Here is a 25,049-nt window from a genome sequence, read left to right on the forward strand (position 1 = left end):
AACATTAAATTAAGGTAATTGAACGCCAAAGAACATTCATCCTCTCCAGGACCAGAATCTATTATTCTTAAGAGGGAAAACCATCATGACAAAAGAGGAAACTATTGTGCTATCTCGATCATCCATAGCGTCAGTCTCAATTCGAATTTGCTGCTCGCCGGCATACGCTGGAATATCGATTGAAATAGCATCTTCATAAACATCCCCTCCGCTCACTCTACTGAATCGATGTTGACGAAGTATATTCCCGTTCAGTTTGATTCGCATATTGCATACCGAACCTCGCGGGCTGCTGTAATACACGACCTTGATATTGGGAATGACGAGTCTCACGGCATAGTTCATTCCACCCGCATAGACGTAGGTATATACGCCATCATGCTTGCGTAGCGTCTGGGCACTGAATGCCTGCATGCTGGCAATATCACCATCTATCCTATTCGCATAAACCTTGCCTCTGACATCGCAGTTCTCATTGATGGTCACGTTGTTGAATACGCCTGAAGTGGCGAAAATACGTCCGCGCACATCCATATTACTGAACGTGGCATAACCATTCTTATTGATCGCCCATCCCTGCCGATAGGCGGGGTCGTCATGCCAAACGTAGTTTGACGACGTGATTTCCTGTGCTATTTTTGCACTGTCTATCGAAGCATTGGCGATAAACGCGGCGTTAATAAACGTCTGGCCATTTTGCACGGCAAACGGGGAGGAGACACTTCCGTTTGGATTATTCAGCAACGCAAAACGATCCGCCTGGACCAAGAACTGACTGTTGCCCGCGCCATCTACGCCCAACGCCATCCCTGCAACAAACTGCCGCCCTGCGTTGTCAGCCTGTACCTTCAAACTCCATGATGCCGATATCTTTCCGTTCAATGAAGCCTGTGCCTGTTTGACCTCCTGTACCGCCGCAGTGTTATTACCGGCGGTCGCCGTCACGTGATCAATACGTTGTCCTAATGCACTATCGGCGCTTGAACGTACGCTGCTTTCATTCAGCAGATTGGTTTTGACCTTACCCACTTCAGTATTAAGTTGAACAATCTGTTGTGAAGAGGCCGATTGGTTATCGGTAACTGTTTTCGCCAGTTGGGTAAGTGCAGCGCGATTTCCCTCTGTTTTACTGGATATATCGGTAAGCTGTTTTGCCTGAGCGCTACCCGTATCCACCAAAACCTGCAGCTGTTGTTCAACGTTCGCTTGATTCTCATCAACCGTGCCGCTTAACGTCGTCAACTGCTGTGCCAAAGCGCTATCGGCCTGCGCCCTTACCGTCAACTCTGTGGCCAATTTAGCCGCAACGCTACCAAAATTGGCCTGCAAGCCAATCAACTGCCTAGCCTGCGCTTGTTGCTGATCGGCCAAAACCGTCTGTTGAGTCTGGAGCCCCGCAGTAATGGTGTTTTGTTGCTGAACATCCCCACTTTGCTTCAATGCCAGCTCAATATTGGCTTTCGCCGTCGCTGCTAACGATTGTGACAGACTGGCATTGGCGCTATCGGCATCAGATTGCGTTTGCTGCAGCTGCGTAATTGCAGCCTGGCTCTCCCCTACCTGGCTATTAAGTGAATCCAGCCGTTGTGATAATGCGCTGTCCTCGGTCGCGCGTACGGTGAGCTCCTGCCGCAGCCCGGCAGAAACATCGCCAAAGTTAGCCTGCAGCATAAGCAACTGCCGTGCCTGCGACTCCAGCTTGTCGGCATGAACCTCCTGTTTCGAAATAAGCCCGGCGTTTACCCCAACCTGCTCTTTCTTGCTGTTATCAAGGTTTAGCGCATTCTCAATATCCGCTTTGCTCAAGGCTTCCAGCGACTGCGTCATTCCCGTCCGTGCGCTTTCGGAATCGCTGACAACCTGCTGCAGTTGGGCCAAGGTTGCACGACTATCGCCCACTTGACTATTGAGCGAGTCCAAACGTCGTGACAGCGCGCTGTCTTCCGTTGCACGCACGGTTAACTCTTGCTGGAGTTCTGCAGAAACATCACCAAAGTTGGCCTGCAAACGTGTCAACTGCCGTGCCTGAGACGCCAACCGATCGGCCTGAACTTGCTGTTGGGCGGTAATCGTGGCGTTAACTTCGTGCTGATTTTTTTTGCTGTTATCAAGATTTAATGCGTTCTCGATATCCGCTTTGCTGAGTGCTTCCAGCGATTGCGTAATGCCCGCCATTGAACTCTCGGCATTGCTGGCTGCCTGCTGAAGTACATTGATGGCCGAAGCCTGGCCATCAACGGCCGTTCCCAACGTGTTAAGCGCTTTCGCCTGAGCGCTGTCAGCTTCTGCGCGAGTCTGCGATTCCGCTGCTATCGCTGCCGTATTGGAGCCCGCTTGTGATTCCAGGGCACTGAGTTGCCGCGCCAGAGCCGACTCGCTATCCGTCAAAGTCTTCAGTTGCTGCGTAACCTGGGCCTGATTATCGCTAAACTCGGCGCCCAATCCGCCCAACTGCTCACCCATTGCCTGCTGCTGGGTAGCCAATGCTTCCGTTTTTGCCGTAACGGCCGCATTAACCCGACCTTGCTCCGCATGATGGTCATCGACAATTTGGGCACTGGCGGCCACATCCGATTCCACTTTGGCCAACGCCGCTTGAGCATCTGCCTGCGTTTGTGCCAATTGGGCGATCGTTCCCTGCTGCTTATCGGAAACGGCTTTTACCGAATTGATAATTTGGGACATTGCCTCATCGGCATCACTCCTTGCCTGCTTTTCTTGAGCAATTTGCGCCGCATTGCCCGCTGATTTGGCCACGACGGCAGCCAATTGCTCTGCCAGCGCTTGGTCCTGTTCCCGCAAGACGCTAACCTGAGAAATCACCTCTGCAATGCTGGTGCCGTCACCGCCGGTCAATGCGTCTACTTTAGCCTGTAGCTCGGCATCGGCCCGCTGCAGAGCCGCTCGCGTCCCGCTGAGCTCATGCCGGGCATCTTGAATATCTCCGGCCAACGTTTGCTTCGCCATCGTCAAATCAGTGCGTGCCAAATCGAGTGTCAGGCTATTCTCAATCGCCGCCTTGCTGATTTGTTCCAGGTTGCGCTGCAAACCTTCTACGGTCATGTTCAGATCGGTATTGGTGCCGGCAACTTGTTCTTTAACACTCTCGAGAGCCTGCTCCAACGCACCGACATCGCCGGCCAGTGCCTCCTTGTTTTGTTCAATGTCACGCTGCGCCTTAGCGATCTTATTCGCCAGATCCTGAACGTTTTGATCGGACGGCAGACTGGAGATTTTATCCAACAGTTCTTTACCTAACTCCGTCTCGGTAATGCTGTTGGCAATCTGTTCCAAAACGATATCCGCTTTATCGGAGGAAATGCCGCGTACAAACTCCGTCCATTCAGACTGTAAGCCGTTTTTATCCGTAAACGCCGCGCGAAAATACAGCGTTTGCCCCGCCCGGAGTCCTTGCATGTCATAGTTATTTTGCGGATAAGGCACGTCTGCCAACAGTTTCTCATCAGAGAAATCCGCTCGTGCAGCAACGGCTAGCGTTGTTTTCAGACCATCCTCAGCCCCTGTACCAAACATCCAGGAAAGTTGGATACCAAATACCCGATCGGTAGAAGCGCGCAGCCCAACGATTCGCGGCGGAGCCCCTTCTTTACCGGCCAAATAGGTGGTTTCCGAGCGGCCCCAAGGTGAGGAGACGTCGACTGCATTAACCGCACGCACCCGAACATCATAATTGCCTGCGAAAATACCGTTGACTTCAAACCCAAGCGAAGAGGTCGCACCGATATTCACCCAGTTGCCGCTGTCTTTGCGCCATTGCGCTTCATACTTCAGCGCACCGGTCACCCTCGCCCATTGCACGCGCAGAGTGGCGATATTGATCCCTTGGCTGACATAGTCATACCGGGAAAGAGTGATATTGGCGGGTGCGGCTATCGTGCCAGGGGGGGTGACAGTAAGCGGCGGAGAATCCAACCGAACACCGTTATCGATAAACGCGTATTTATTTGGATCGTGCTCTACCGCACTGATGGTGAAAGTGCCGTCATCGTTGGATTGCACTGAAATCACGCGGAACTGTTGAACGGCCAGGTCGTCAGAATCGATGCTCCAGACCGCTTCCGTTTCCGGTTGCTGACGAAAAGCCGCAGTGAGCGTTACGGTTTTCTTGTCAGCGGCAATGCTGGCAATGGTGCGGCGTTGGGCCGTGCCATCCGGCAGATTAACGCACAAACGATCGCCCGCGGTAAACTCGACCTCACGATCCAAAACGACTGTTCGTTCCTGTGCAGATCGGATCCTGCCGCCATTGGCCTTACCAGCCAACATCGCGTCCGCGACGCCGATAATACGCGCAGGCAGAGGAATATTGCCGTCCAGTCCAACGTTAAAACTGACGGTACGATCTTTGGCATTGCTTAAAATAGCCCAGCGACCGCGGCGATGAGCTTCGGTCCGGCGTGTGCAGCCAATAGCCGTTATTTCGGTCTGGTTCACCCCATACCGTTTAACCAAATCGTTATCGTAGGCCGCCTCAACGGCCTCGGCATAATGATTGGATGGATCGCCCCATTTGACCAACGCCGAGGTATAGCGATTCTTGTAAGAACCTGAGGCATAGGTAAACTCACCGTTAATCACGTTGGCTCGCGAATAGACAAAATCCATATCGCGCGGCATATCCGCATAGGCAAATAGCTGATCGTTACCCCAGTAGGTAATACCGCGGAAAATAGCCGAAATATCGCGTAAGACGGTGTAAGCATCTTGCTGAGATTGAATATACACATCGCACAAAAAGCGCGGTTCCTTACCCTCACCACCCAGTCCGTCACTGACGAGCTCATCACAATACTGGGCGATTCGATAGAGTCCCCATTTGTCCATTTCCAATGCGGAAACCCGGTTCCCCAACCCATAGTTCTTATCAAGCGCAATATCGTAGAACACCCAGGCAGGGTTGTTGCTCCAAGCCCATTTGAAACTGCCATCCCAAGCGCCGGAGTAACTGCGAGCCAACGGATCGTAGTTGGCGGGAATGCGTATAATCTTGCCTTTTGGCCTGACGGTAATTTTAGGGACCGCGTTGAATTGAGCTGCGTCGAACTCAATGAACAACAGTGCCGTATTGGGATAACGAAACTTCGCGTCAACGATCTCGGTATAAGTCTGAACCTGGGTATTATTTACCAGTTTGCTGCTGGTGGAGTCCGGCGTCAGACGACTTACACGCAACGTCCAGCCGTTTGTTGCCTTGGGCAAGTTAACCCGATGGTCACGCTCATACAAACTGGTGGTTTTGCCCTCTACTTTTCCGGCAACGACCGTTTGATAAGCAGCGCCGTCGGTGGAGAGTTCAATTTTGTATTCCACAACCGCGCCATGCATATCACCGTTATTTTCATAACGAAACAGCGATGGAAATCCCATCCGAATGCGCAATGCATCAATGTCGGTATTAGTGAAAGTACGTGTCCAGGCATTGGTCGTCGTCAGTTTTACGTTGACAGAGGTTTCCGACTCAACGTCCGGCATCCCCTGAATGTAATCCTGCATTTGCGTACCATTGCGCACCTCCCATTTCAGTCCGGTGAAATTCTCGCTGCCGTCGGCATTGTGTATCGGCGTGCCATCCAGCAGAATGCGCGTGCCGTCCAGTTCGCCGGCGATCTCACCTTCCGATAACGCCAGGAGGATTTTAATTTTTGCATTGGACTGCAAGTCATCAGGTGATTCGACCGGTGTATGCGCCGCTCCACCACCACCTTTGCGCCCGCGAATAAGTGTCTGTGCCATATTGCGCCCATAAAAAAAGGCCGCCTGAGCGACCATGATGAATAAAGAAACGTCCTATTGTTGGTTTTCGGCGTAAATGCCCGCTGAGATCACCGCCCCCCCGATCTCGCGTTCACCGTACAAAATGGGCACAGGGTAGCCCTGTGCAGTGGTATTGACCGGGGAACCGAAAGCATACGAGGGTTTGTTCTCCACCGATTGTGAAACAGACATGCCGAAGCTGGGTTGCGGTGTCAACATCTGGATGACACCGCCCATCACCATGGAAGCACCCATCATGCTGAGCGTTGAAACGGTGAGAGAAGTTGCCATGGATGCCTTCCAAAGCGCCAACGTGCCGCCCCCCGTATAAAATGCCCCTATCAAAGCGGCAACGCCGAGCACTATCTGGAACATGCCGCCGTTCTTGCTGCCCGCAATGATCGGCATGATGCGGATCACGGCATCACCTTTCGAGGTTGCGAACTCTTCAACCCCGATATTTTGATCACCGTTGAAAAAAGCGAAGTGAATGCCTTGGCGATGAGCGCCCATCATATATTTCTCAAACCCCTCGACCGTGACGCACAACGCGCGCAAGGCTTCACAAGTATCTTCGACCACCAACCGGTGAGTCTTGCCAAACCGCTTGCCCAGTTGGCCTCCTAACCTGATTGTTCTCGCTACCTTGTTCATAACAACTCCTTACGCCTGACCACTCGTACCGTTCGTTCTTGGAAATAGCCGTTATAGGGATAACGTTGGCTTAACTGGCCATAGAGATGATGCAACATCATGCTATCCCCTAAATAAATCCCCGCATGGTTTGTCACCGGAGCTGAAATTTGCATCATGATCATGTCACCCGGCCGTATTTCTCCCGCAAATTCACGAAACCCTTCACGATACCAATGCTCGTCATAGAGTCGGGTATGACCATCTCTCCACCACTCATGCTCTACGGAGTAATTATTCAGCATGATTCCATGCTGCCGGTGGTAATAATCCATGATCAATGACCAGCAATCGGCATGTCCCAGCAGCCAGTTGCGGCCAATCAACGGACGATCGCCACGCGGTGCAATTTCGAGATAATCCCCTTCAGGCCACGACAAAATGCCCCAGACAATACCCGAATGATCGCACTGAACCCGGTCCAACTCAGAAGGAACTACATTTGGCACATCGGGATGGCTGTGAATAATGCGAATAATTTCCCCACACGCTTCCGCACGAGCATAGTCCTGCGGAGCAATAACAAACCCTTCCAGCGGGCAGTCAGCCACATTATCACACGGCAAATACCGTACTTTACGGCCACTGAGCACCACAAAACCGCAGCTTTCATTCGGGTACACCGAGCGGGCATGCTCATATATGGCCTGCATAACATGTTCTTGCATGCTCATTTCCCTAAAAGATTTGAACCAGGGAAACCACCGAAGGAGAGCGGCTGGGCGTCACCAAACCTTTTTCTGCATGAGGAAACACGGCCGCCACAGACATCCAACGCGGGATCGTCCACCGGTTGATCATCTTTGTCGAAGCCGGCAACGCCGCCGTAGTCGCAACCTCTTCCTGTACGATACCAACCGCGAATACACCACGTGCACAAACCATGGATTTGCCGTGACGGCAATTGTTGCCCCTGCAAATCAAAAGGTGTGGCCAGTTGGAATTCCACGACGGTGTTAGTCTCAGCAGTTTTGCTATCGATATAAAATACCTGCACCCGTTCCTGACTGGCATCCGCCAGCGAATTGCCTGCCGGAAAGTTGCGCGCATCAAGGTATTTCACAAAGGTCTGATGCACGGAGACTTTGGCCTGGACAAGATCGCTGTACGCCAGACATAACGCAGTCACCACATTGCTGATATTAGCAACGCGCAGTTTCGGCGTAGGCTGTGAACCGTCGGTTGTCGTGGCCAAACCGGTAATTTCATACGGGTAAGCTTCATATTCCTGGCCCCGCCACCAAATTGACCTGGGCTTCAGGCGTTGCTCATCCCCTGCAGACGCAGCAAGCTCCTCAGACTCCCGAGGAAGGCTGTACGCATGGAAGCGCAGGATGTCCGCGCCAAAACCGGTCCCATCAATTTCAATCAATTGGATAACTTCACCGGGCTCTAATTTTTGCACATCGCTGTGATATGACATGGCTCCCCCTACACCCCGAAGGCCTGTTCAAAGGTAAAACTCACCGAAAACACATTGCGTGAAAGCGGTGATACCGTGATGGAGTCAGATTTGACTCTAAACAGATTTTTTCTGCCGCCGGGCGGCGTCCAGAAAAAGGCGCGGATCACATGCGCATTTAAAAAAGCCAACAGCAACTCCGTAACCGTAGGGTGGCCGGTATAGACCAGCTGCCAGGATTGGGTAACGCTGTTTAACCCATTGCTGCTGATTTGCTTATATCCGTCGCCAAACTGTGCGCTGCGGACATTGTGAGAAAAGTTGCCGACAGGTGCCGCCTGCGTGCGCCATTGAAAAGTATCGATTGGCATATTTACTCCAGACATAAAAAAACCCGCCGTAGCGGGTTGTGACCGTATATTTCGTAGTTTTAGCACCGATAAAATCAGCGCGCTCCCGAGGCATTCCAAATTAATCCCCCCGGTTTTAGTTCTTTGCTCAACCGTTCGGTAATCGCTTGGTTGACGATACCCTGTACGATTTTCCCCATCCCTCCCGCAGGAGACTCACCGGCGTTACGCGCATTGCCATCCTGGCTCATCACCACAGTACTATTTACCGTAATACCGCCTCCCCGATCGCCTTTCAGTCCGAACATCGGTGCACGCTCGCCGACCAAACCACCGTCAGCGTAGCCGCGCATCATGGCGTAAAGATGACCTACGCCAATACGCTGCGTCGCCTCCTTGGTCATGACAAACTCACCGCGATGCACAACGCCGGCAGCATCATACTTGCCGCCATCACCGGTATACCCACCGGAGGACTTCAACCCCATCGGCACCGCCCCGGGAGTGTTACCGCCCGAAGAAGCATCTCGGGCAATCCATCCCATGGCTTTTTGCACCATAAACGCCACCAACAACTGATTGATAACCTGGACGATCATTTTCAAGATAGAGGAAGTAAACTCTTGAAAACTGGTTTTCCCTGTGGTGACCATATCCGTCAACATTCCGGAAAGGCCGTTAAAGGTGGCTCGCCCAACATCCGCCATAGAGGCGTAAACGTTGGTCGCAGTATCCAGATATTCGCTCCATCCTTTACGTGCACCGGCAAGCCAGTCGCCACGAACCTTATCTTCAGCGGCGAATGTGTTTGTCAGCTCACTCACCATATTTGCCGCAAACGGGTTTTCTTTATTCTCCCGACTCAACTGCTGAAGCTCACGACGGCGTTGCAATTCACGGTCACTCACTCCGCTTTCTTGCAGTACTTGCTGGGATTTTGAGCGTTGTTGATTAATGTAATCCGCCGCAATATGGCCGTAGTCGGGCTTTTCTTGCCCTTTCGCCGACGAGACAGGGGCCGCTACCGCCGTGGGAGAATAAAATCCGGAGCGCTTATTGCGCTTACCCAGCCACGTGTCTATTTGCTCACGGCTGTCCCCCTTGTGAACAGGCGGTTGTTCCGCCGTCATGGCCTCACGATATCCTGCAAGACCGGCACTGATTCTTGCGTGCCCCTGAAAGATGCTCTCCTCTAACTTAGCGGAGGTCTTCTGGCTGTCCTCAACAATTTTTTTATTCGTCTCAATAAAACCGTTAAGAAAGTCAACGTGGGCCATCTTGGCGATAGGCCCCAAAGAATCAACGATAAAGCCGGAAATCAATCCATCGCCTTTTGTGATTAACAGCCTGACTTCATCGATAAGCGTGCCCACGATATCTTTCACCAACCTGGCCATGGCCAACATATCCACGCCAACGCCATGTGCGGCATCAGAAGCCCATTTTTTAACGTCCATCCACATCAGCGACAGCGGAGACATGTTTTCCATGATAGCCGCAGACTGCCTGCCGGTCTCATCACCATAGAACTGCATCGCCAACGTAGCCGCATCGGTGCTTTTCCCAGCATCTACCAAACGAGAGACATGCTCTAACATCTCAACGTTGACAAAGCCATACTGCTTACCCAACTCCGCCAATCCTTTAACGGGATCGTCCGCTATTTTGCGGAAGTTGGCTTCAACCTCTTCAGCGGTCACCTCGGTCACCGCACCAAGATCCTGCGTTGCTTTGGCAATAATGCCTATCTGCGGCGCGGAATAACGTCCCAAACGGTTCAAAGACGTGAGTAATGTTTCATTCGAACTGATGCTGCTGTTCGTCATTGAACCGATAGAAACTGCCAGAGACTCCATTTGGCCAATCGAGTTGAAGGCCTGGCCGTTGGTCATAATGATGGAAGTTCGCATACTGTCGAATGATTCACGGACGTTATAGCCCCAACTGGCCAACGTTGCGACACCACCGATGACCCCACCCAAAGCGGCGCTGGTGGTCACCAGCAATGGGCGTAATGCTTGCAACGTATTGCTTACGCCACCAAATGAAGTGACCAGTTGTGCCCCATGATTTAGCGCAACTTTCCAAACAGGCTCCCCCGACGCCAATGACGACACCAAACCCAACATATTGGTTGATAGAGTGTTTAATGTTTCCTTATAGGCTTTGGCATTATTATTACCAGTATGCATATCAGCAGCTTGCTGCCCCATTTGCCTTCTAAGCTGCTGCAGCGCCGCCCCATGGCGCCTTAAACCTTGCTCATCGAAGGCGCTGCGGGAAACTGAACTCTGGGTTTGACGTTGCTGCCGAATCAACTTGCCCAATTCATTATTTAACGGACCCAGCCGAGTCGACATCTGATGTAAACTATCACTATAGCGGCGGAGATCCTGCGCCCCACTACGAAAAGCGCGATTCAGCACATCGATTTTACCGACGGTTGCCGAAGCGTTACGTTGCAAGTCGTTCAATTCTTTATTCGCACGCTGCAAATCACCGGTATGAATACGCAGCGTCATGGTTGCAATATCTGCCATGTCTGGCTCCTCGCCACAACAAAAGCCAGCACGGGGCTGGCACCCTCGCAGGCGATCATTTTCGGTGAATGACTCTTAGCGCTGCGTTTTCCATAATACGGATATCATTTAATGTGCTCGCCTCGTCATCTACCGCATAAACCTTCATTAACCAAGGCAGACAGTTATAATCCAACCCGGTGACACCATTCATTCCGATACGCCACTGCGTCGCCATCATCTGGAAAATAGTGACAGCTGATACCATATCCGGCCAGATTTCCAGAGTGACCGTTTCGTAGTCATCTATCGTTAATCCAAATGCGGCAAGCTCTTCGGGAGGGGTTTTAGGCGTGTAGAAAGCCTCGGCAAGCGCCGTCAGTTTTTTTCCCGTACCACCATCAACTCTTTGGTATACGCAGTGGCAATTGCATCAAACGCGCGCGGATAGTTATCAAGCAATGTGATAATGCTTTCTCTATTCAACGTGTCGGGCAATGCCCATCCATCACAAATTTCGTGTAAGAAATCGGCCATAGGTTCATTGTTGTAGCTACCCGCATCCAATTGCTGTTCGGTTGCTTCGCGCAGCGATTTTTCCAGCGTTTCCAATTGGCTGCGTTTTTTATGTTTGAACGAAAATGTCAATATTCCATCCTCGCTTCCCGCACGTGGAATAGCGACGTCAATGCTAAAAGTTGGGGTTGGGTTAAGGGTAAATTCAGTCATCATGAAAAAGCTCCAAGCAAAAATAGTGTCGTTGAAAAACAGGCCTTACCGAGATAAGACCTGTTCGCCGTACCGATTAAAGGGTAGTTTTATAGAAAGTCATGTCGCTGGACTGAATTGCCAGCGATACAGCCACAGTTTCCACCTGGTTGACAGCCGTTGTTGGTTGAGGGTCAAAAGATGGAATTGCTGACCAATAGCGCAGTTCGTTAGCTTTAGGGACGTACATATAAAATGCCAAAACATCGCCATTACGATCCGCATTCTGCAACACGCTATAAATTGGCTGTGTCGAATCGTGAGCGAAGGTAAAGGTTTGCGTTTTCGCCGCCTTGAATGTCGCGAGGTTGCGTTGACGATCATCCTCAAGAAACTGAACCTGAGCATATTGTTGATCGCCGCCCGACTGAGCCACTTCGGTAATTTGCGGAATTTGGGTCCAGTTGGCGACTTTAGTCAGTGCACCTTTACCGATACCGGCAGGGAAAAACTTCACATCCGAAGTATTGATCGCACCAATAGTAACGCTGGTATCGGTTGAGGCTGTGATCTTGGCAACCAAGTCATCAATCAGCCCCCAGCCTGAATTGACAATGACAATGTCCCCAATTTTCAAACCATGACCTGTGGCCAGAGTAAATACAGCGCCATTAGCGTTGCTAACCGCCGTCGTTGCTACCGTCGAAGTAGCAGGGATACCGGCAAATACAGTTGCGCCATTAGGTAATGCAAAACTCATGGTAATTCTCCATTTTTAGATATAAAAAAACCGCCATGAGGCGGTAACAGATAAAAAGAAAGACATCATTTTGATGTGCTTCTTCATTGCATTTATAATCGGTTACGTCTCAGCGCATTAGAAACCTCATGACTGAGACCAATAACTGATACTAACAGGAATAATATAGCTATCTTCTTTTTGAATAGCAGGTAAAACACTGGCCGGGGAATTAATACTGCAGCTCAAATAATCATCGGAAAGCTCAGCACCATTGGGAAAAAGTGACAACACCCGCTCCGCTAACAGATAGCCCTCATGGCTCCCCTCGCCTTTTTTGATCACAATATTGATCTGATAATTACCGCTGTATACCGTCACATCCTGAGAAACACCGACCCCCTGATTGACTGCAGGAACAATAAATGGCTCAAGATGCAACACCGCACTTCCCTCAACAGGGAAATTTGCCAACGTATAGTCGATATTGTTTTTTTCCGCCCATTGCAACAGTACCGACTCAAACAAATCTTTTATCTTTAAGGTACTCAACACAACCTCCAAATTATTTAACCCATAAATCCTCTCATGCCCATCAGGAATTGACACACCCCTATACGGTGTTTTTCTCAACGAGAATAAAAAATTAGAATTAATGCCTCATGCATACCAACTTCAGATGTTATCAAGCTACATGATAAAATTCGAAGCGAGAAGAATTATTTTATTATTTTTTAAATTAAAAAACAAAACAAACAAAAACACCCCGATAAACGGGGCTATATAAAAAATGTGAAAAATCTCAGCTTTTTTATGAATACGCTAATATTTTTCCATCTGCAACTTTATTTCCTCATGAGATAAACATCCATCTATAAAACCTTCCGCAATTTGCATTTGCTGACGAACTCTCCCTTCAGAGCATTTCCAACCACGTGCGATAGCCGATTTTGATTCGCCATACACATAGTGACGCAGAATCAATTCCAACTCTTCTGGTTGACGTATAGCCTGCAATCGAGCAACGGCACGATCGACAGCCAATCCGTCTTCATCACAACAAGAAAGGCGATTCTTTGCCGTATGCGGCAACAATCCCTTAAAGCCCGCAGCGATATGAGAGTATCCCATCGAAGGATGTTCCCGCGCCCAGCCTCCCCACCGCATCAATACCTGCTGTATATCCCTCATGCCCCCTCCTGGAATGTACCTTATGAATTCACTATCACTCAAAAAATGTGCTAAAAGTACATTTACTCTGACTAAAACCATCAATAAATGTACCCAATGGATACATTATGCATATAAAAAATAGTTAAACAAGTAACTTGTACCATTTTGGTACATATGCTGTAATAAGTGATATGAAAACGATCGAAGAAATCCGACGGGAAAACGCCAGAAAATTGCGCGACGGCGTGGGCGGCAACTCAAACTTCGCTGCCATGTTGGATCGCGAAGCGACGCAAATCAGCCGAGTTATCGGTAAAAACCCCACAAAAAAAATTGGCGACGATCTCGCTCGCCATATGGAAATTTGTTTTTCTCTTGCTACCGGATGGTTGGATAAAACCCATGACACCGCCGCCGGCCACACCAACGTTCAGGAAACATCGTACGGCAACGATAAAAAGATAAAATTGGTTCCGGTGATATCCTGGGTTCAGGCAGGAGCCTGGACGGAAATCGCGTTTTCAGAGGTTGATTTGATTCAAACAGAACACTATCCCTGCCCTGTCGCCTGTGGGGAAAGGACCTACATTTTGCGTGTGGTCGGCGATTCAATGAGCCCGGAATACTCCCCTGGCGATCTGATTTTTGTCGATCCTGATGTTACCCCCTGGAATGGCGATGACGTGATCGCTTTAATGAGCGACTTCGGCGAAACCACATTTAAACGTTTTATTGAAGAGGGCTCAGAACGGATGCTAAAAGCACTCAATCCTGATTGGCCGGAACGTTACATCCCAATCAACAGCAACTGCCATATCATCGGTACTGTTATCTTTTCGGGTAAATCTCGTCGCCATCGATAAGTCCGCTGTTTCATGTCTCATGTCACGCCGCAATCATTCTCCTGAGGTATAGCGGTTTCCTCACTCAACGGCTGCGCTTGGCGTGGCGCTCAAAGTTTTCCGCCTTGGCCTGCGCCGATTTACGCAGCGTGACATAGCAGGCGCCCTCGCCGCCGTCGCGCGGTAAGGCGCGGCAAAACGCCTGTACCTGTTCAAACTGCGCCAGCCATTTGGCGACGTAACTGCGCACGATATTCGGATGGCTTTCGTTCTGCCGTCCGCGGCCGTGCACGATCAGCAGCGAACGCAGGTTTTTCGCCTCCGCCTGCACGATGAAGCGAAACAGCGCCTGCCGGCTGGCTTCGACCGACTGACGCAGCAGGTTCAGCGACGCCTGCGGCGGATAACGCCCGTTGCGCAGCTTGTCCAACACGCCCTGTTGAATGCCTTCCCCTTTGAACTCCAGCGGCTGTTCGCAGGGGATCACCTCGAGAAAATCGGTGCTGAGGAAGTTTTCCTGCATCAGCCGCTGCGCTTCGCGCCGCGCGCTTTTGTCCATCGCCTCCTGCGGCTTGAGGTACAGCGTCTGCCGTCCGCTCGCCAACGGCACCACGTCCGCCATCGCCTGTTCAAAAAAGTCTTTTTCCTGCTCGCTCATCTCCCACCTCTCTTGAACGGCAGCCTTTACGGCCGGGAATGGGGGCGATTGTAAGACGCCTTGGCGCGGTTGCAAGCCGGGAATTGTCAGCAGCATTTGTCTCATTTGTCGTCAACGGGTGAGCTTGCGAACAGTTTTCGCTATACTGCTAAGCCATCATTGAGTGCCGCAAAGGATCGAGCCCATGACAATGCGCGAGCTGGAAATCCAGTTTCAAAATGCGATGAATGAGTTGCAGAGCAGCTTCGAACGGCAACACCGCGAATGGCAGCAGAGCTACCAGGCGCTGCAGCAACTGCTGGAAGAAGCCAAACAGCGCGAAGCCGCGCTGCGGGCGCAGAATGAACAACTGGCGCGCAAACTGAGCACCGCCAGTTCGGTGCCGGAACAGCATGCGCTGGTGAAGCAGATCAAAATGCTCGGCGCCCATCTGGACGCGCTGGCCAAAGACGCGGCCACCTTCAATCACCACCTGCGCCAACAGAGCGCGGTCGGTAATTTCAGCGGCGAACAGCATTGATAGCGGGCGCTGTCGCACAGCGCCTCCCGCCCCTCTTCTGGCGTATTGAGAGTGTAATAAAGCCTAAATGACCTGGATCATCCTCGCCGCCCTGATCGTCGTATTCATTATCGGTTACCGCATCCTGACGTCCGACACCCGCAAAGCCATCGATTCGCTGGCCCATCTGCTGAGGGTCAAACCGATGCTGATCGAATCGATGATCCAGGAAATGGGCGGCCGCCAAAGCCAGACCTTTATTCGCATGCTGAACAACGGCTACACCGAAGATATGCACCAGGCGGCTTATCTGCTGTTCATCTACCTGACGTTCATCAAACAGGCGGACGACGAACAGATTGCCCTGTGGCGCGACGTGCTGCTGCGCGCCGGGCTATCGCCGGAGCTGCACGCCGAGCACACCGAAGCGGCGCTGTTTTACTTCGCCGAGCTGGATATCGATGCGTTTGAACTGGCGCAGTTCCGTCGCGCCTACAACGAGCGTTTCAACCGCGAAGCGTTGGCCCACGGCTGATCGCGTCCCCCGAAGCGGGGGACCGATTACAGGAACATGCTGAAGAGGTAGCGCGACAGCGCTTCGCGCGAGCTGAAGCCGTGTGCGATGCCGTAACGCAGGTTCGGGGCGTCGCCGCTTAAATCCAGGGGAAATTCCAGATACTGCTCGCTGGTGCGCACCGGGGAGGTTGGCGTGGCGAAATGCACGCTTCTCTCTTTCAACGCCGGGTGGATCACCAACGCGGTTCTGCCCATCCGCGCTTCGCGGTTCACATACACGTAGTGTGCACCCTTGCGGTAGCCATAGGCCTGATCGGTGACATAATCACGCTCAAAGCCGGTATTCTCCAACACTTTAGCCACTTCATCCGGCCGTAAATACATCGATTCCTCCTCTCATTCTGGACCGCTGAGCGACCTTACCGTAATCATTCACCGAAACAATGATTTTCTGGGGAGGAATCCGGGTTTCGGACTATTCCTGAATCAAGCCCGGCTGCGCTGCAGCAGGCGCAGAGTGAGCATAACCCCGAGCGCCACCAGCAGCGCCGCCGCCAGATAGATCGACGGCACGCCCGCTTGCCCAATCAGCAGCCCGGCCAGCGGGCCGGTGATGCCCAGCGCCAGGTCGAGGAACGCCGAATAGGTGCCGAGCGCCGTGCCCTGATTCTGCGGCGGCACCTGTTTCACCGCCTCGACGCCCAGCGCCGGGAACACCAGCGAGAAACCGGCGCCGGCCAGCAACGCGCCGGTTTGCACCATCCAGGGCTCACCGGCCAGCCAGATCAACAGCAGCCCGACGATCTCGACCAGAAACGACGCCAGCGTCACCTTCAGACCGCCGTGGCGGTTGATGACGTTGCTGAAGATCAGGCGGATGCCGACGAAGGCGCAGCTGAACAGCGTCAGCGAAAACGCCGCGCCGCTCCAACCTTTGTCGGCATAGTAAAGCGTGATGAACGTGGCGATCACGCCGAAGCCGACGGTGCCCATCGCCAGCCCGAGGCCATAGGCCCAAATGCGACCGAACACCGCGCGAAAGGCGATGCGCTGCCCGGCGGCGATCGAGACGTCCGGCTTGCCGCTCGCCAACAGCAGCGCCACCGCGACCGCCAGCACGATCAGCGCCGCCACCCCGGCCAATCCCCACTGCTGATTCAGGTACACGCCGAGCGGCGCCCCGGCCGCCATCGCCCCGTAGGTGGCAACGCCGTTCCAGGAAATCACCCGCGCGGTGTGCATCGCTCCGACCCGGCCGATGCCCCACAGCGTGGAACCAGTGCTGGCGAAGCTTTCGCCGACGCCGAGAAACACCCGCCCCACGCACAGCAACAGCAGGCTGAGCCACGGGTAACCGTCAACGCCGAACGCCAGCGCGTAAAACAGGCCGCTGGCACCGCAGCACGCCAGGCCGAACAGCACCACCTTCTTCGGCCCCAGCTGATCGGCATAGCGCCCGGCGTGCGGGCGGCTGAACAGCGTGGCGAAGTACTGCGCGCTGATGATAAGGCCCGCCAGCACCGAGTTGTAGCCCAGATGCTCATGCACAAATCCCGGCAGCACCGCCAGCGGCAGGCCGATGGTCAGGTAGCAGACGAAGGTGAACATCACCACGGACAGAATGCGTCGGTTCAGCTGGAGGTTATTTTCTGCGATCATCGAAGGTGGCTCGCATCGGACGGGGTAGACAGAGATTGCCAGCATACCCCGATGGGATCTGATGATAAATGAGAGAGTTATAACGAATTATTATTTCGCTAACGATTTTGCCGCCACCCGCGCGCGCAGAAAATCGATAAACGCCCGTACCTTTTCCGGCACATGGCGGGTGTTCGGGTAGAGCGCATAGATGCTCTGCTCGGGGAAACGGTGATCCGGCAGCAACCGCTGCAGCCGCCCGGCGTCGATTTCGGGCTGTGCCAGCCACGCCGGCAGCAGCGCCACCCCGGCGCCATGCAGGGCGAACGCCAGCAATGCCGCGGCGCTGTCGCCAGTGAGCGTGGCAGCGTCCGCGACCTTGAACAGCACCGCTTCGCGCTGCGGCGTGGCCACCTGCCAGCTGAGCGGTGAACTGAGCCGGCTGTGGGCGATCCACTGCGCCTGCGCCAGATCCGTCAGCGAATGAATCGGTCGGTCGGCCAGATAACCCGGCGACGCCACCGGAAAAATGGCGAAGCTGTCGATCAGCGCCGCGCGGTGGCTGGAGTCCGCCAGCTGGCCCAGGCGGATCGCCACGTCAAAGCGCTCCGAGATCAGATCGGCATGATAAGAAGAAGAGACATGCTGGATGCGCAGCCGCGGATGCTGCCGCGAAAAAGCCGCCAGCGCCGGCACCACCACCTGCGCGCCGTACTCCGGCGTGCTGGTGATGCGCAGCACGCCGCTCAGGCCGTGATGATCGCGACGCACGTCGTCCAGCACGTTTTCCGCCTCCTGCAGCAGCTGCAGGCTGCGCTGGTAAAAGCGTTCGCCGGCGTCGGTCAGCGACAGCCGCCGGGTGCTGCGCGCCAGCAGTGACACCCCCAGCTCGTTCTCCAGCTGTTTGACGTTAAAGCTCACCACCGCCTTGGTTTGCCCCAGCGCCGCCGCTGCCGCGGTAAAGCTGCCCGCTTCCACCACCGCCGCAAAGATCGCCAGGCGCTGCAGATTCAGCATTTCGCCGCCCTTATTGTCAAAATCATTTTGACAGTGTAATCGCCCGCCGCCGATTTATCCGCACTTTTCCCCCCGATACACTGCTCGCCTTCAACCGGAGGCACCATGTCTTATCGCAGCAAAGTGGCAATCGTCTATCTGCTCGGCTTTTTCGTCGATCTGATCAATATGTTTATCGCCAACGTCGCCTACCCCGCCATCGGCCAGGCGATGCGGGCGTCGGTCAGCCAACTGGCGTGGGTCAGCAACGGCTATATTCTCGGCCTGACGCTGGTGATCCCCCTCAGCGCCTGGCTGGCGCAGCGCATCGGCGGGCGGCGGGTGTTCCTGCTGTCGCTGGCGCTGTTCATGCTGGCCACCCTCGGTGCGGGCAACGCCGACAGCATCGGCGCGCTGATCGGCTGGCGCACCCTGCAAGGCATGGGCGGCGGCTTACTGATCCCCATCGGCCAAACGCTGACCTACCAGCTGTACCGCAGCCATGAACGCGCCGGGCTGTCGGCGGCCATCATGTTGGTGGGGCTGCTGGCGCCGGCGCTGTCACCGGCGCTGGGCGGCTGGCTCGTCGATCGGCTGGACTGGCGCTGGGTGTTTTTCGCCAACCTGCCGCTGGCGGCCCTGGCCCTGGCGCTGGCGGCGCTGTGGCTGCGCGCGGAAACGTCGGCGGCGGTGCGTAAACCGCTCGACGGCAAAGGGCTGCTGAGCGCCTGCGCGGCGTTGACGCTGCTGCTGCTCGGCCTGACTCGGCTGAGCGAGGCCGGTCATCAGGCTTCCGGCGCGGCGCTGCTGGCCGCCGGCCTGCTGGTGCTGGCCTATTATCTGCGCCATAGCCTGCGCACCCCGCAGCCGCTGCTGAACCTGCGGCTGGTCGCCGATCCGCTGCTGCGCAACGCCATGGCGGTTTATTTGTGCATTCCCGGCCTGTTCATCGGCGTCAGCCTGGTGGCGATGCTGTATCTGCAAAACCAGCTGGGGATGCCCGCCGCCCAGGTCGGCGGCCTGATGCTGCCCTGGGCGCTGGCGTCGTTCCTGGCCATCACGCTGACCGGCAAAACTTTTAACCGCCTCGGCCCGCGGCCGCTGCTGATCGCCGGCTGCCTGTTGCAAGGCGCCGGCATGCTGACGCTGGCGCAGATCGATCTGGCCGGCCAGCACGCATTGCAGATCGCCGCCTTCGCCCTGATGGGGTTTGGCGGCAGCCTGTGCAGCAGCACCGCGCAGAGCAGCGCGTTCCTGCAGATCCCCGACGCTCAGCTGGCGGACGCCAGCGCGCTGTGGAACATCAATCGCCAGCTCAGTTTTTGCCTCGGCGTGGCGCTGCTCAGCCTGCTGCTGAATTTGCTGCTGACCGGGCTGCCGCCCGCGGCGGCCTACCGCACCTGCTTCATTCTGGCGGGCGCCAGCGTATTTATCCCGCTGCTGCTGTGCCTGCGCCTCGCCAACCGCGCCATCGTGCGCCAACTCAACGCTCAACAGGATGCTTTATGAACCCGTACTTTACCGAAGTGCTCGACGCCCACATCGCCATTGAACGCTGGCTGGGCAAAGGGGCTGGAGAAGAACAGGCGCTGCTGGCGCGCTTTACGCCGGATTTCAGCATGATCGCGCTGAGCGGCGCTCCGCTGGATTTTGCCGCGCTGTGCGCCTTTTTCCGTGCGCATCGCGCCGCCAAACCGGGATTGGAAATCGAGATAGAAGAGATGAAGCTGGTGGCCGAATGGCCGACGGGCGCGGTAGTCAGCTACCGGGAAAAACAGAGCCTGCCGGGGCAAAGCGCCACGCTGCGCTATTCCACGGTGGTCTTTGAACGTCAGCCCAACGTACTCGGCTGGCGGCATTTGCACGAAACCGCCGCGGCGCAATAATTACAAAAAGCTGCCGGCCAAAAACAGTTCCCAACCGACGATCACCCCGCACAGGGTTACCGCACTGAAAATGACTTCAAACAGATAGCGATTGATCATCGTTCGTCGCCTCAAAAGAAGACACCCGGAAGAACCGGGTGTCTGGAGTACGGGCTGGAGAGTGCGGAACCTTTCGGTTCCGCAAACATCACTTAATTAAGCTTTTTTACCGGCTTTTTTGTGGTGTTTTTTAGCGGCCTGAGCTTTCTGCACTGGCGCTTTTTTGTGGTGTTTTTTAGCAGCCTGGGCTTTCTGAGCTGGCGCTTTTTTGTGGTGCTTTTTAGCGGCCTGAGCTTTCTGGGCTGGCGCTTTTTTGTGGTGCTTAGCTTTCTTGTGGTGCGTTGCTTTAGCTGGTGCTTTTTCAGCAGCAGCCGCTGGCGCAGCGGTAGTGGTGGTCGCAGCTGGCGCGGTGGTGGTAGCCGGAGCAGTAGCTGCAGTATCAGCAGCGAAAGCAACAGAAGACAGACCCATAGTGGCAGCAACGATCAGCGCTAATACTTTTTTCATCTTTAAATCCTCAGAGTGTTGTTTCGGTAAGCTCCGGTGGAGCCGTTGAAACAGATACTAGTGGAATCAAACTGCCGTTTCCGTGAGTGATTGGTTTCGCCGAGTAACCAAATGTACAACGTTTGTGAACGGCGCTTGTGAACCGCATCGGCGGGTATATGCTGAAGGAAGATGCCCCTCGTACAGGCTCGCTCACGCTATGAAAACCGTCTCGCTGAAACACGCGCCGGGCCGCTACGCCGGTCTGGCCCTCGCCGGTCTGCTGCTGCTGACGCTGCTCTACCTGTTCGTGCGGCACTGGGCCGAGTTTGTGCAGTATTGCATCAACTTCCAGATTTACATGCACCGCTATCTGGTGCTCTATCTGCTGCAGCAGCGTAACCAGCAATACAGCGGCGGGCTAATGCTGACGCTGGCCAGTTTCGCTTACGGCTTCCTGCACTCCATCGGCCCCGGCCACGGCAAGTTCGTCATCACCACTTATCTGGCCACCCACCGCGAACGGCTGAACGCCAGCCGGGCGATCACCCTGCTGGGCAGCCTGATGCAAGGCGTGGTCGCCATTGTGTTCGTGGTGGTGCTGGCGGTGGCGCTCAACCTGTCGATGGGCGATCTCAGCCTCAGCCGTTATTGGGTGGAAAAAGGCAGCGCGGTCTTCATCGCCGCCTTCGGCCTGATGGTGATCCTGCGCGCCAGCGGCTGGCGCTGGCGTCGGCGCCGCGCGCCGGTCATTCAGGCGCTGCACCCAGCGGACCACGCGCATAGCGCGGCGTGCGAGTGCGGCCACCGGCATCAGCCCGGCGCAGCCGAACTGACCGGCGGCTGGCGCAACGCGCTGTGGCTGATCGTCTCCATCGGTATTCGTCCATGCAGCGGCGCCATCCTGATTCTGGTGTTCGCCAACGCCATCGGCATGTTCACCTGGGGGGTGATCTCCGCCATGAGCATGGCGCTGGGCACCGGGCTGTCGATCATGATCCTCGCCACGCTGGTGCACCACGCGCGCGAGCGTTTTCTGGCCCATCAACCCGGCCTGACGGGCTACTATCTGGCACAGGCGTCGCGCATCGCCGTGATGCTCGGCGGCGTGATCCTGATCCTGTTCGCGCTGGTGTTGTTCAATTCGGTGATCCCGGTCAGCGCCAACGGCGATTTTATCGCCGCCGGCTGCTAACGCCGGTAAATCGTCGTTTTTTTGCGTGATCGGCCACATAAATCTCGGCATGGTCTACACTTAAAAGACATGTGTCGAAATGGAGAGCTGAATGTTTAAGAAAGCGGAAAGAACAGAACGCGATATCGATCAGGACGTCACTCTGTTGGCCGATACGCTGGATGAAGTGTTGCGCGAGTCCGGTGACAAGACCAAAGAGGAACTGAAAGAGCTGCACAGTAAGGCGAAAGGCGTGCTGCGCGACGCCCGGGCGCGGTTCAATGGCTCCACCAGTCTGACACAGCATGCGCGCGACGCGGTCGATCAAGCAGACAGCTATGTGCGTGACAAACCTTGGCAGGGCGTAGGGATCGGTGCCGCCGTCGGCATCGTGCTCGGCGTGCTGCTGGCCCGGCGTTAACACCCCTGCAGTCATAAAGATAAAACAGATGTGCGTCTGGCCCGCGGAAATCGCGGGCCGTTTAATTTGTGCGTTTGAACAGCTGTGCCAGTCCTTGCACCGCCCGCTCCGTTTCCTCTCGCCGGCTGAAATTGGCGAACCCCAGCAGTAACCCCTGCCCCGCCGGATGATCGATTCGCCAGTCCGATAACGCCTGCACCGCCAACCCCTGTTGCCAGGCTTGCGCCGCCAACGGCGTATCCGCCACCCCGTCACGCAGCCGGGCCAACAGCTGAATGCCGCCCTGTTGCGGCACCGCCGTCAGCCACGTCCCCAGCTGCCGTTCCAGCGCCTGCGTCAGCCACTCACGCCGCTGGCGGTACAGCGGCCGCATGCGTTTCAGGTGGCGGTAGAAATGCCCTTGCCGGATAAAATTCGCCACGCCGGCCTGCAGCAGCGGCGGGCAGCCGCAGCCACGTAGCCGGCTGCTGCGCGCAAAGGCCTCCGTCAGGCCGGCGGGCACCACCAGGTAGGCCATGCGCAGCGCCGGGAACAGCGTTTTGCTGAAGGTGCCGGCGTACAGCACCCGCCCCTGAACATCGAGGCTTTTCAGCGGCGGCAATGGCCGCCCGTGATAGCGAAACTCGCTGTCGTAGTCATCTTCCAGGATCCAGGCCCTGCGCTGCTGCGCCCAGTCGAGCAGCGCCATGCGCCGCGCCAGGCTGAGCGTGACGCCGAGCGGGCTTTGATGGGTTGGCGTCACCACCGCCAGCCGCGCCTCAGGCGCCGTCAGCATACCGGCGGCCACGTCCATGCCTTGTTCATCCACCGGCACGGCGATCGGCCTGACGCCGGCGGCCCGCAGCAGCGGGCGCGTGGCCGGATAGCCGGGATCTTCGATCCATACCGCGTCGCCGGCGTGCAACAGCGTCTCCACCACCCAGTCCAACAGCGCCGGATAACCGGCGCAGAGGAAAACCTGCTCCGGCCTGCAGCTGATGCCGCGCGACAAATGCAGATAATGGGCGATCGCCTCACGCAGCTCAGGCAGGCCGCCGGCCGGCGGCAGCGCCAGGGAAGCCACCGTGGAACCGCGCAGCTGGCGGGCGACAATGCGCTGCCATAACGCCCGGGGAAACGCGTCCAGCGCCGGCACGCCCAGTTGGAAAGGCTGCAGCATGCCCTGCGGCTGCAGCGGATCGGGTGCCATCGCCGCCAGCGGCGGCGCAGCGGATACCCCGCCCGGCGGCACGTGCGGCAGCTGCGGCAGCTGCGGCGAGACATAGGTGCCCGCCTGCCCGCGGCTCTGCAAGAAACCTTCGGCAATAAGTTGCGCGTAGGCGCTTTCCACCGTGGCGCGCGCCACGCCCAGATCGCTCGCCAACCCGCGCACTGAGGGTAATCGGCTGCCCGCCGCCAAGCTGCCCTGGGCGATGGCGTCTTTAATCCGCAGGTAAATCTGCCGGTACAGCGGTTCCGCCAGCCGGTTGTCCAGCCGCAGCGAGGTCAGGAAAGATGGCATCATGGCCTGGTTAAATAATCATTTTATGGCCCTATAGCATAGACCATAAGGCCGCTAAAGTAGCGGCATGATTTCGTTACTACCGATTGAGGTTGACCATGATTAAGCAACGTTTGAACTATGCCGAGCTGGCGCCCGCCCCGTACAAAAATATGGTAAGCGCGCTGATGGCGCTGGAGAAAGGTGCCCTGGACAAGGCGACCATCGAGTTGATGTTTATGCGCGTTTCGCAGATCAACGGCTGCGCCTACTGCCTGGATATGCACGGCAAAGCGCTGCGCGAAAGCGGCTTCAGCCATGCCAAGCTGGATACGCTGGCGGGCTGGCGCGTCAGCCATGAGTTCAGCGAGCGCGAACGCGCCGCGCTGGAATGGGCCGAGTCGGTGACGCTGATCGCCGCCACCGGCGCACCGGACAGCGCTTTCGAGGCGCTGAAGGCGCACTTCAGCGATACCGAGATCGCCGATCTGACCTTCGCCATCAGCATCATGAACGCCTTCAACCGGCTGGCCGTCAGCATGCGCCAGTAATGCGCTCGCCTCCCCCTCTTCACTGAGAGGGGGAATTTCACACCCGCAAAAATTTTTTCCCTCGCCTTTTCCAGCCCCGGCGCGGCCTGCGCCTCCAACCTGACAAGACACCATATATAGCGTGGTTGATAAAACAAATATCAACATATAGTATTTTATGGGTCAGCCGCAGGGAGTGTCGTTCGGTTGATAACGCCGTCAGAAACGCCAGGAACGATGCTCCGTTATCTGACTTGTCCGCCTTTCCTTCAGCCTAAAGGTAAATGCGAATCATGAGCATTATTATTTACAGTAAGCCGGACTGTGTCCAGTGCAACGCCACCTATCGCGCATTTGATAAACAGGGGATTGATTATCAGGTGATCGATCTCACCCAGGATCAGCAGGCGCTGAACCACGTTAAATCCTTAGGTTATCAGCAAGTTCCGGTGATTATCGCCGGTGACGATCACTGGTCCGGGTTCCGGCCGGACAAGATCGGCGCGCTGGCGCTCACCTGCTGAG

Annotated in this window: 26 protein-coding genes; 9 read left to right on the top strand and 17 right to left on the bottom strand. The window is 55.4% G+C overall.

The window, feature by feature from the left end; genetic code table 11:
* Nucleotides 1-36: 36 nt before the first annotated feature.
* The 11 genes from gpJ to WCL58_RS20995 form a co-directional block, all read right to left on the bottom strand.
* Nucleotides 37-5,754, bottom strand: a complete 5,718-nt coding sequence (gene gpJ, locus WCL58_RS20945; protein WP_336851556.1) for a TipJ family phage tail tip protein — start codon at nucleotides 5,752-5,754, stop codon at nucleotides 37-39.
* A 54-nt stretch (nucleotides 5,755-5,808) separates the two neighbouring features.
* Nucleotides 5,809-6,429 carry a tail assembly protein gene (locus WCL58_RS20950; RefSeq protein WP_060441078.1) on the bottom strand — a complete coding sequence of 207 codons (621 nt, stop codon included), beginning with the start codon at nucleotides 6,427-6,429 and terminating at the stop codon, nucleotides 5,809-5,811.
* Entirely contained in the window at nucleotides 6,426-7,136 is a 711-nt protein-coding gene (locus WCL58_RS20955; protein WP_123892436.1) for a C40 family peptidase, read from the bottom strand. The genes WCL58_RS20950 and WCL58_RS20955 overlap by 4 nt, the downstream gene beginning before the upstream one ends.
* 2 nt (nucleotides 7,137-7,138) lie before the next feature.
* On the bottom strand, nucleotides 7,139-7,891 hold the full coding sequence (locus tag WCL58_RS20960; protein WP_336851557.1) for a phage minor tail protein L: 753 nt from the start codon (nucleotides 7,889-7,891) through the stop codon (nucleotides 7,139-7,141).
* An 8-nt stretch (nucleotides 7,892-7,899) separates the two neighbouring features.
* Complete coding sequence (locus WCL58_RS20965; RefSeq protein ID WP_141960006.1) at nucleotides 7,900-8,241, bottom strand: phage tail protein; 342 nt, start codon at nucleotides 8,239-8,241, stop codon at nucleotides 7,900-7,902.
* Between the two features lie 74 nt (nucleotides 8,242-8,315).
* Nucleotides 8,316-10,760, bottom strand: a complete 2,445-nt coding sequence (locus WCL58_RS20970) for a phage tail tape measure protein (protein ID WP_123892439.1) — start codon at nucleotides 10,758-10,760, stop codon at nucleotides 8,316-8,318.
* 55 nt (nucleotides 10,761-10,815) lie between these two features.
* A complete protein-coding gene (locus WCL58_RS20975; RefSeq protein WP_123895543.1) occupies nucleotides 10,816-11,121 on the bottom strand; it encodes a DUF1799 domain-containing protein in 306 nt (101 codons plus the stop codon).
* On the bottom strand, nucleotides 11,118-11,471 hold the full coding sequence (locus WCL58_RS20980) for a phage tail assembly chaperone (RefSeq protein ID WP_019455561.1): 354 nt from the start codon (nucleotides 11,469-11,471) through the stop codon (nucleotides 11,118-11,120). Before WCL58_RS20980 ends, WCL58_RS20975 begins: the two co-directional genes overlap by 4 nt.
* A 73-nt stretch (nucleotides 11,472-11,544) precedes the next feature.
* Nucleotides 11,545-12,207 (bottom strand): phage tail protein, encoded by a 663-nt coding sequence (locus tag WCL58_RS20985; protein WP_019455562.1) that lies wholly within the window; start codon nucleotides 12,205-12,207, stop codon nucleotides 11,545-11,547.
* 126 nt (nucleotides 12,208-12,333) lie between these two features.
* A complete protein-coding gene (locus WCL58_RS20990; protein ID WP_172962896.1) occupies nucleotides 12,334-12,738 on the bottom strand; it encodes a phage tail terminator-like protein in 405 nt (134 codons plus the stop codon).
* Between the two features lie 270 nt (nucleotides 12,739-13,008).
* The gene (locus tag WCL58_RS20995; RefSeq protein ID WP_123892442.1) at nucleotides 13,009-13,377 is read right to left on the bottom strand and encodes an antiterminator Q family protein; all 369 of its coding nucleotides are present in this window, start codon (nucleotides 13,375-13,377) and stop codon (nucleotides 13,009-13,011) included.
* A gap of 173 nt (nucleotides 13,378-13,550) precedes the next feature.
* Here WCL58_RS20995 and WCL58_RS21000 point away from each other — a divergent pair, with 173 nt between their 5' ends.
* Nucleotides 13,551-14,222 (top strand): LexA family protein, encoded by a 672-nt coding sequence (locus WCL58_RS21000; protein WP_019455565.1) that lies wholly within the window; start codon nucleotides 13,551-13,553, stop codon nucleotides 14,220-14,222.
* Nucleotides 14,223-14,286: 64 nt separating this feature from the next.
* Here the strand turns inward: WCL58_RS21000 and smrA are convergent, their stop codons facing one another.
* Nucleotides 14,287-14,859, bottom strand: a complete 573-nt coding sequence (gene smrA, locus WCL58_RS21005; protein ID WP_336851558.1) for a DNA endonuclease SmrA — start codon at nucleotides 14,857-14,859, stop codon at nucleotides 14,287-14,289.
* A gap of 184 nt (nucleotides 14,860-15,043) precedes the next feature.
* Between smrA and WCL58_RS21010 the strand changes: the two genes are divergently transcribed.
* On the top strand, nucleotides 15,044-15,379 hold the full coding sequence (locus tag WCL58_RS21010; RefSeq protein WP_004928976.1) for an MbeD/MobD family mobilization/exclusion protein: 336 nt from the start codon (nucleotides 15,044-15,046) through the stop codon (nucleotides 15,377-15,379).
* 67 nt (nucleotides 15,380-15,446) lie between these two features.
* The gene (locus tag WCL58_RS21015) at nucleotides 15,447-15,893 is read left to right on the top strand and encodes a DUF1198 family protein (protein WP_016929829.1); all 447 of its coding nucleotides are present in this window, start codon (nucleotides 15,447-15,449) and stop codon (nucleotides 15,891-15,893) included.
* A gap of 26 nt (nucleotides 15,894-15,919) precedes the next feature.
* On the opposite strand, the gene WCL58_RS21020 is transcribed toward WCL58_RS21015, so the two are convergent.
* From WCL58_RS21020 to WCL58_RS21030, 3 genes are all read right to left on the bottom strand, one after another.
* Nucleotides 15,920-16,258, bottom strand: a complete 339-nt coding sequence (locus WCL58_RS21020) for a DUF2002 family protein (protein ID WP_038872785.1) — start codon at nucleotides 16,256-16,258, stop codon at nucleotides 15,920-15,922.
* Between the two features lie 102 nt (nucleotides 16,259-16,360).
* Nucleotides 16,361-17,533 carry an MFS transporter gene (locus WCL58_RS21025; protein WP_336851559.1) on the bottom strand — a complete coding sequence of 391 codons (1,173 nt, stop codon included), beginning with the start codon at nucleotides 17,531-17,533 and terminating at the stop codon, nucleotides 16,361-16,363.
* A gap of 90 nt (nucleotides 17,534-17,623) precedes the next feature.
* Complete coding sequence (locus WCL58_RS21030) at nucleotides 17,624-18,529, bottom strand: LysR family transcriptional regulator (RefSeq protein ID WP_049200821.1); 906 nt, start codon at nucleotides 18,527-18,529, stop codon at nucleotides 17,624-17,626.
* Between the two features lie 105 nt (nucleotides 18,530-18,634).
* Here WCL58_RS21030 and WCL58_RS21035 point away from each other — a divergent pair, with 105 nt between their 5' ends.
* Together WCL58_RS21035 and WCL58_RS21040 are read left to right on the top strand one after the other, a co-directional pair.
* A complete protein-coding gene (locus tag WCL58_RS21035) occupies nucleotides 18,635-20,017 on the top strand; it encodes an MFS transporter (protein ID WP_141960019.1) in 1,383 nt (460 codons plus the stop codon).
* Nucleotides 20,014-20,394 carry a DUF4440 domain-containing protein gene (locus tag WCL58_RS21040; protein WP_336851560.1) on the top strand — a complete coding sequence of 127 codons (381 nt, stop codon included), beginning with the start codon at nucleotides 20,014-20,016 and terminating at the stop codon, nucleotides 20,392-20,394. Before WCL58_RS21035 ends, WCL58_RS21040 begins: the two co-directional genes overlap by 4 nt.
* 195 nt (nucleotides 20,395-20,589) lie before the next feature.
* On the opposite strand, the gene asr is transcribed toward WCL58_RS21040, so the two are convergent.
* Nucleotides 20,590-20,940 carry an acid resistance repetitive basic protein Asr gene (gene asr, locus WCL58_RS21045; protein ID WP_004928953.1) on the bottom strand — a complete coding sequence of 117 codons (351 nt, stop codon included), beginning with the start codon at nucleotides 20,938-20,940 and terminating at the stop codon, nucleotides 20,590-20,592.
* A gap of 199 nt (nucleotides 20,941-21,139) precedes the next feature.
* Between asr and WCL58_RS21050 the strand changes: the two genes are divergently transcribed.
* Together WCL58_RS21050 and WCL58_RS21055 are read left to right on the top strand one after the other, a co-directional pair.
* Entirely contained in the window at nucleotides 21,140-22,114 is a 975-nt protein-coding gene (locus WCL58_RS21050) for a nickel/cobalt transporter (RefSeq protein WP_060425082.1), read from the top strand.
* Nucleotides 22,115-22,205: 91 nt separating this feature from the next.
* Nucleotides 22,206-22,514, top strand: a complete 309-nt coding sequence (locus tag WCL58_RS21055; protein ID WP_004928950.1) for a DUF883 family protein — start codon at nucleotides 22,206-22,208, stop codon at nucleotides 22,512-22,514.
* Nucleotides 22,515-22,575: 61 nt separating this feature from the next.
* On the opposite strand, the gene pdxR is transcribed toward WCL58_RS21055, so the two are convergent.
* Nucleotides 22,576-24,018, bottom strand: a complete 1,443-nt coding sequence (gene pdxR, locus WCL58_RS21060) for a MocR-like pyridoxine biosynthesis transcription factor PdxR (protein WP_336851561.1) — start codon at nucleotides 24,016-24,018, stop codon at nucleotides 22,576-22,578.
* A gap of 95 nt (nucleotides 24,019-24,113) precedes the next feature.
* Here pdxR and WCL58_RS21065 point away from each other — a divergent pair, with 95 nt between their 5' ends.
* Nucleotides 24,114-24,545: a carboxymuconolactone decarboxylase family protein gene (locus WCL58_RS21065; RefSeq protein WP_015378864.1), complete on the top strand. Its 432-nt coding sequence runs from the start codon at nucleotides 24,114-24,116 to the stop codon at nucleotides 24,543-24,545.
* 272 nt (nucleotides 24,546-24,817) lie between these two features.
* Nucleotides 24,818-25,048 carry a glutaredoxin-like protein NrdH gene (nrdH, locus tag WCL58_RS21070; RefSeq protein WP_004928934.1) on the top strand — a complete coding sequence of 77 codons (231 nt, stop codon included), beginning with the start codon at nucleotides 24,818-24,820 and terminating at the stop codon, nucleotides 25,046-25,048.
* Nucleotide 25,049: the final 1 nt, after the last annotated feature.

Origin of the sequence: Serratia sp. TMDUHS_CL, assembly GCF_037137105.1 — a bacterium.
GTDB lineage: Bacteria > Pseudomonadota > Gammaproteobacteria > Enterobacterales > Enterobacteriaceae > Serratia > Serratia nevei.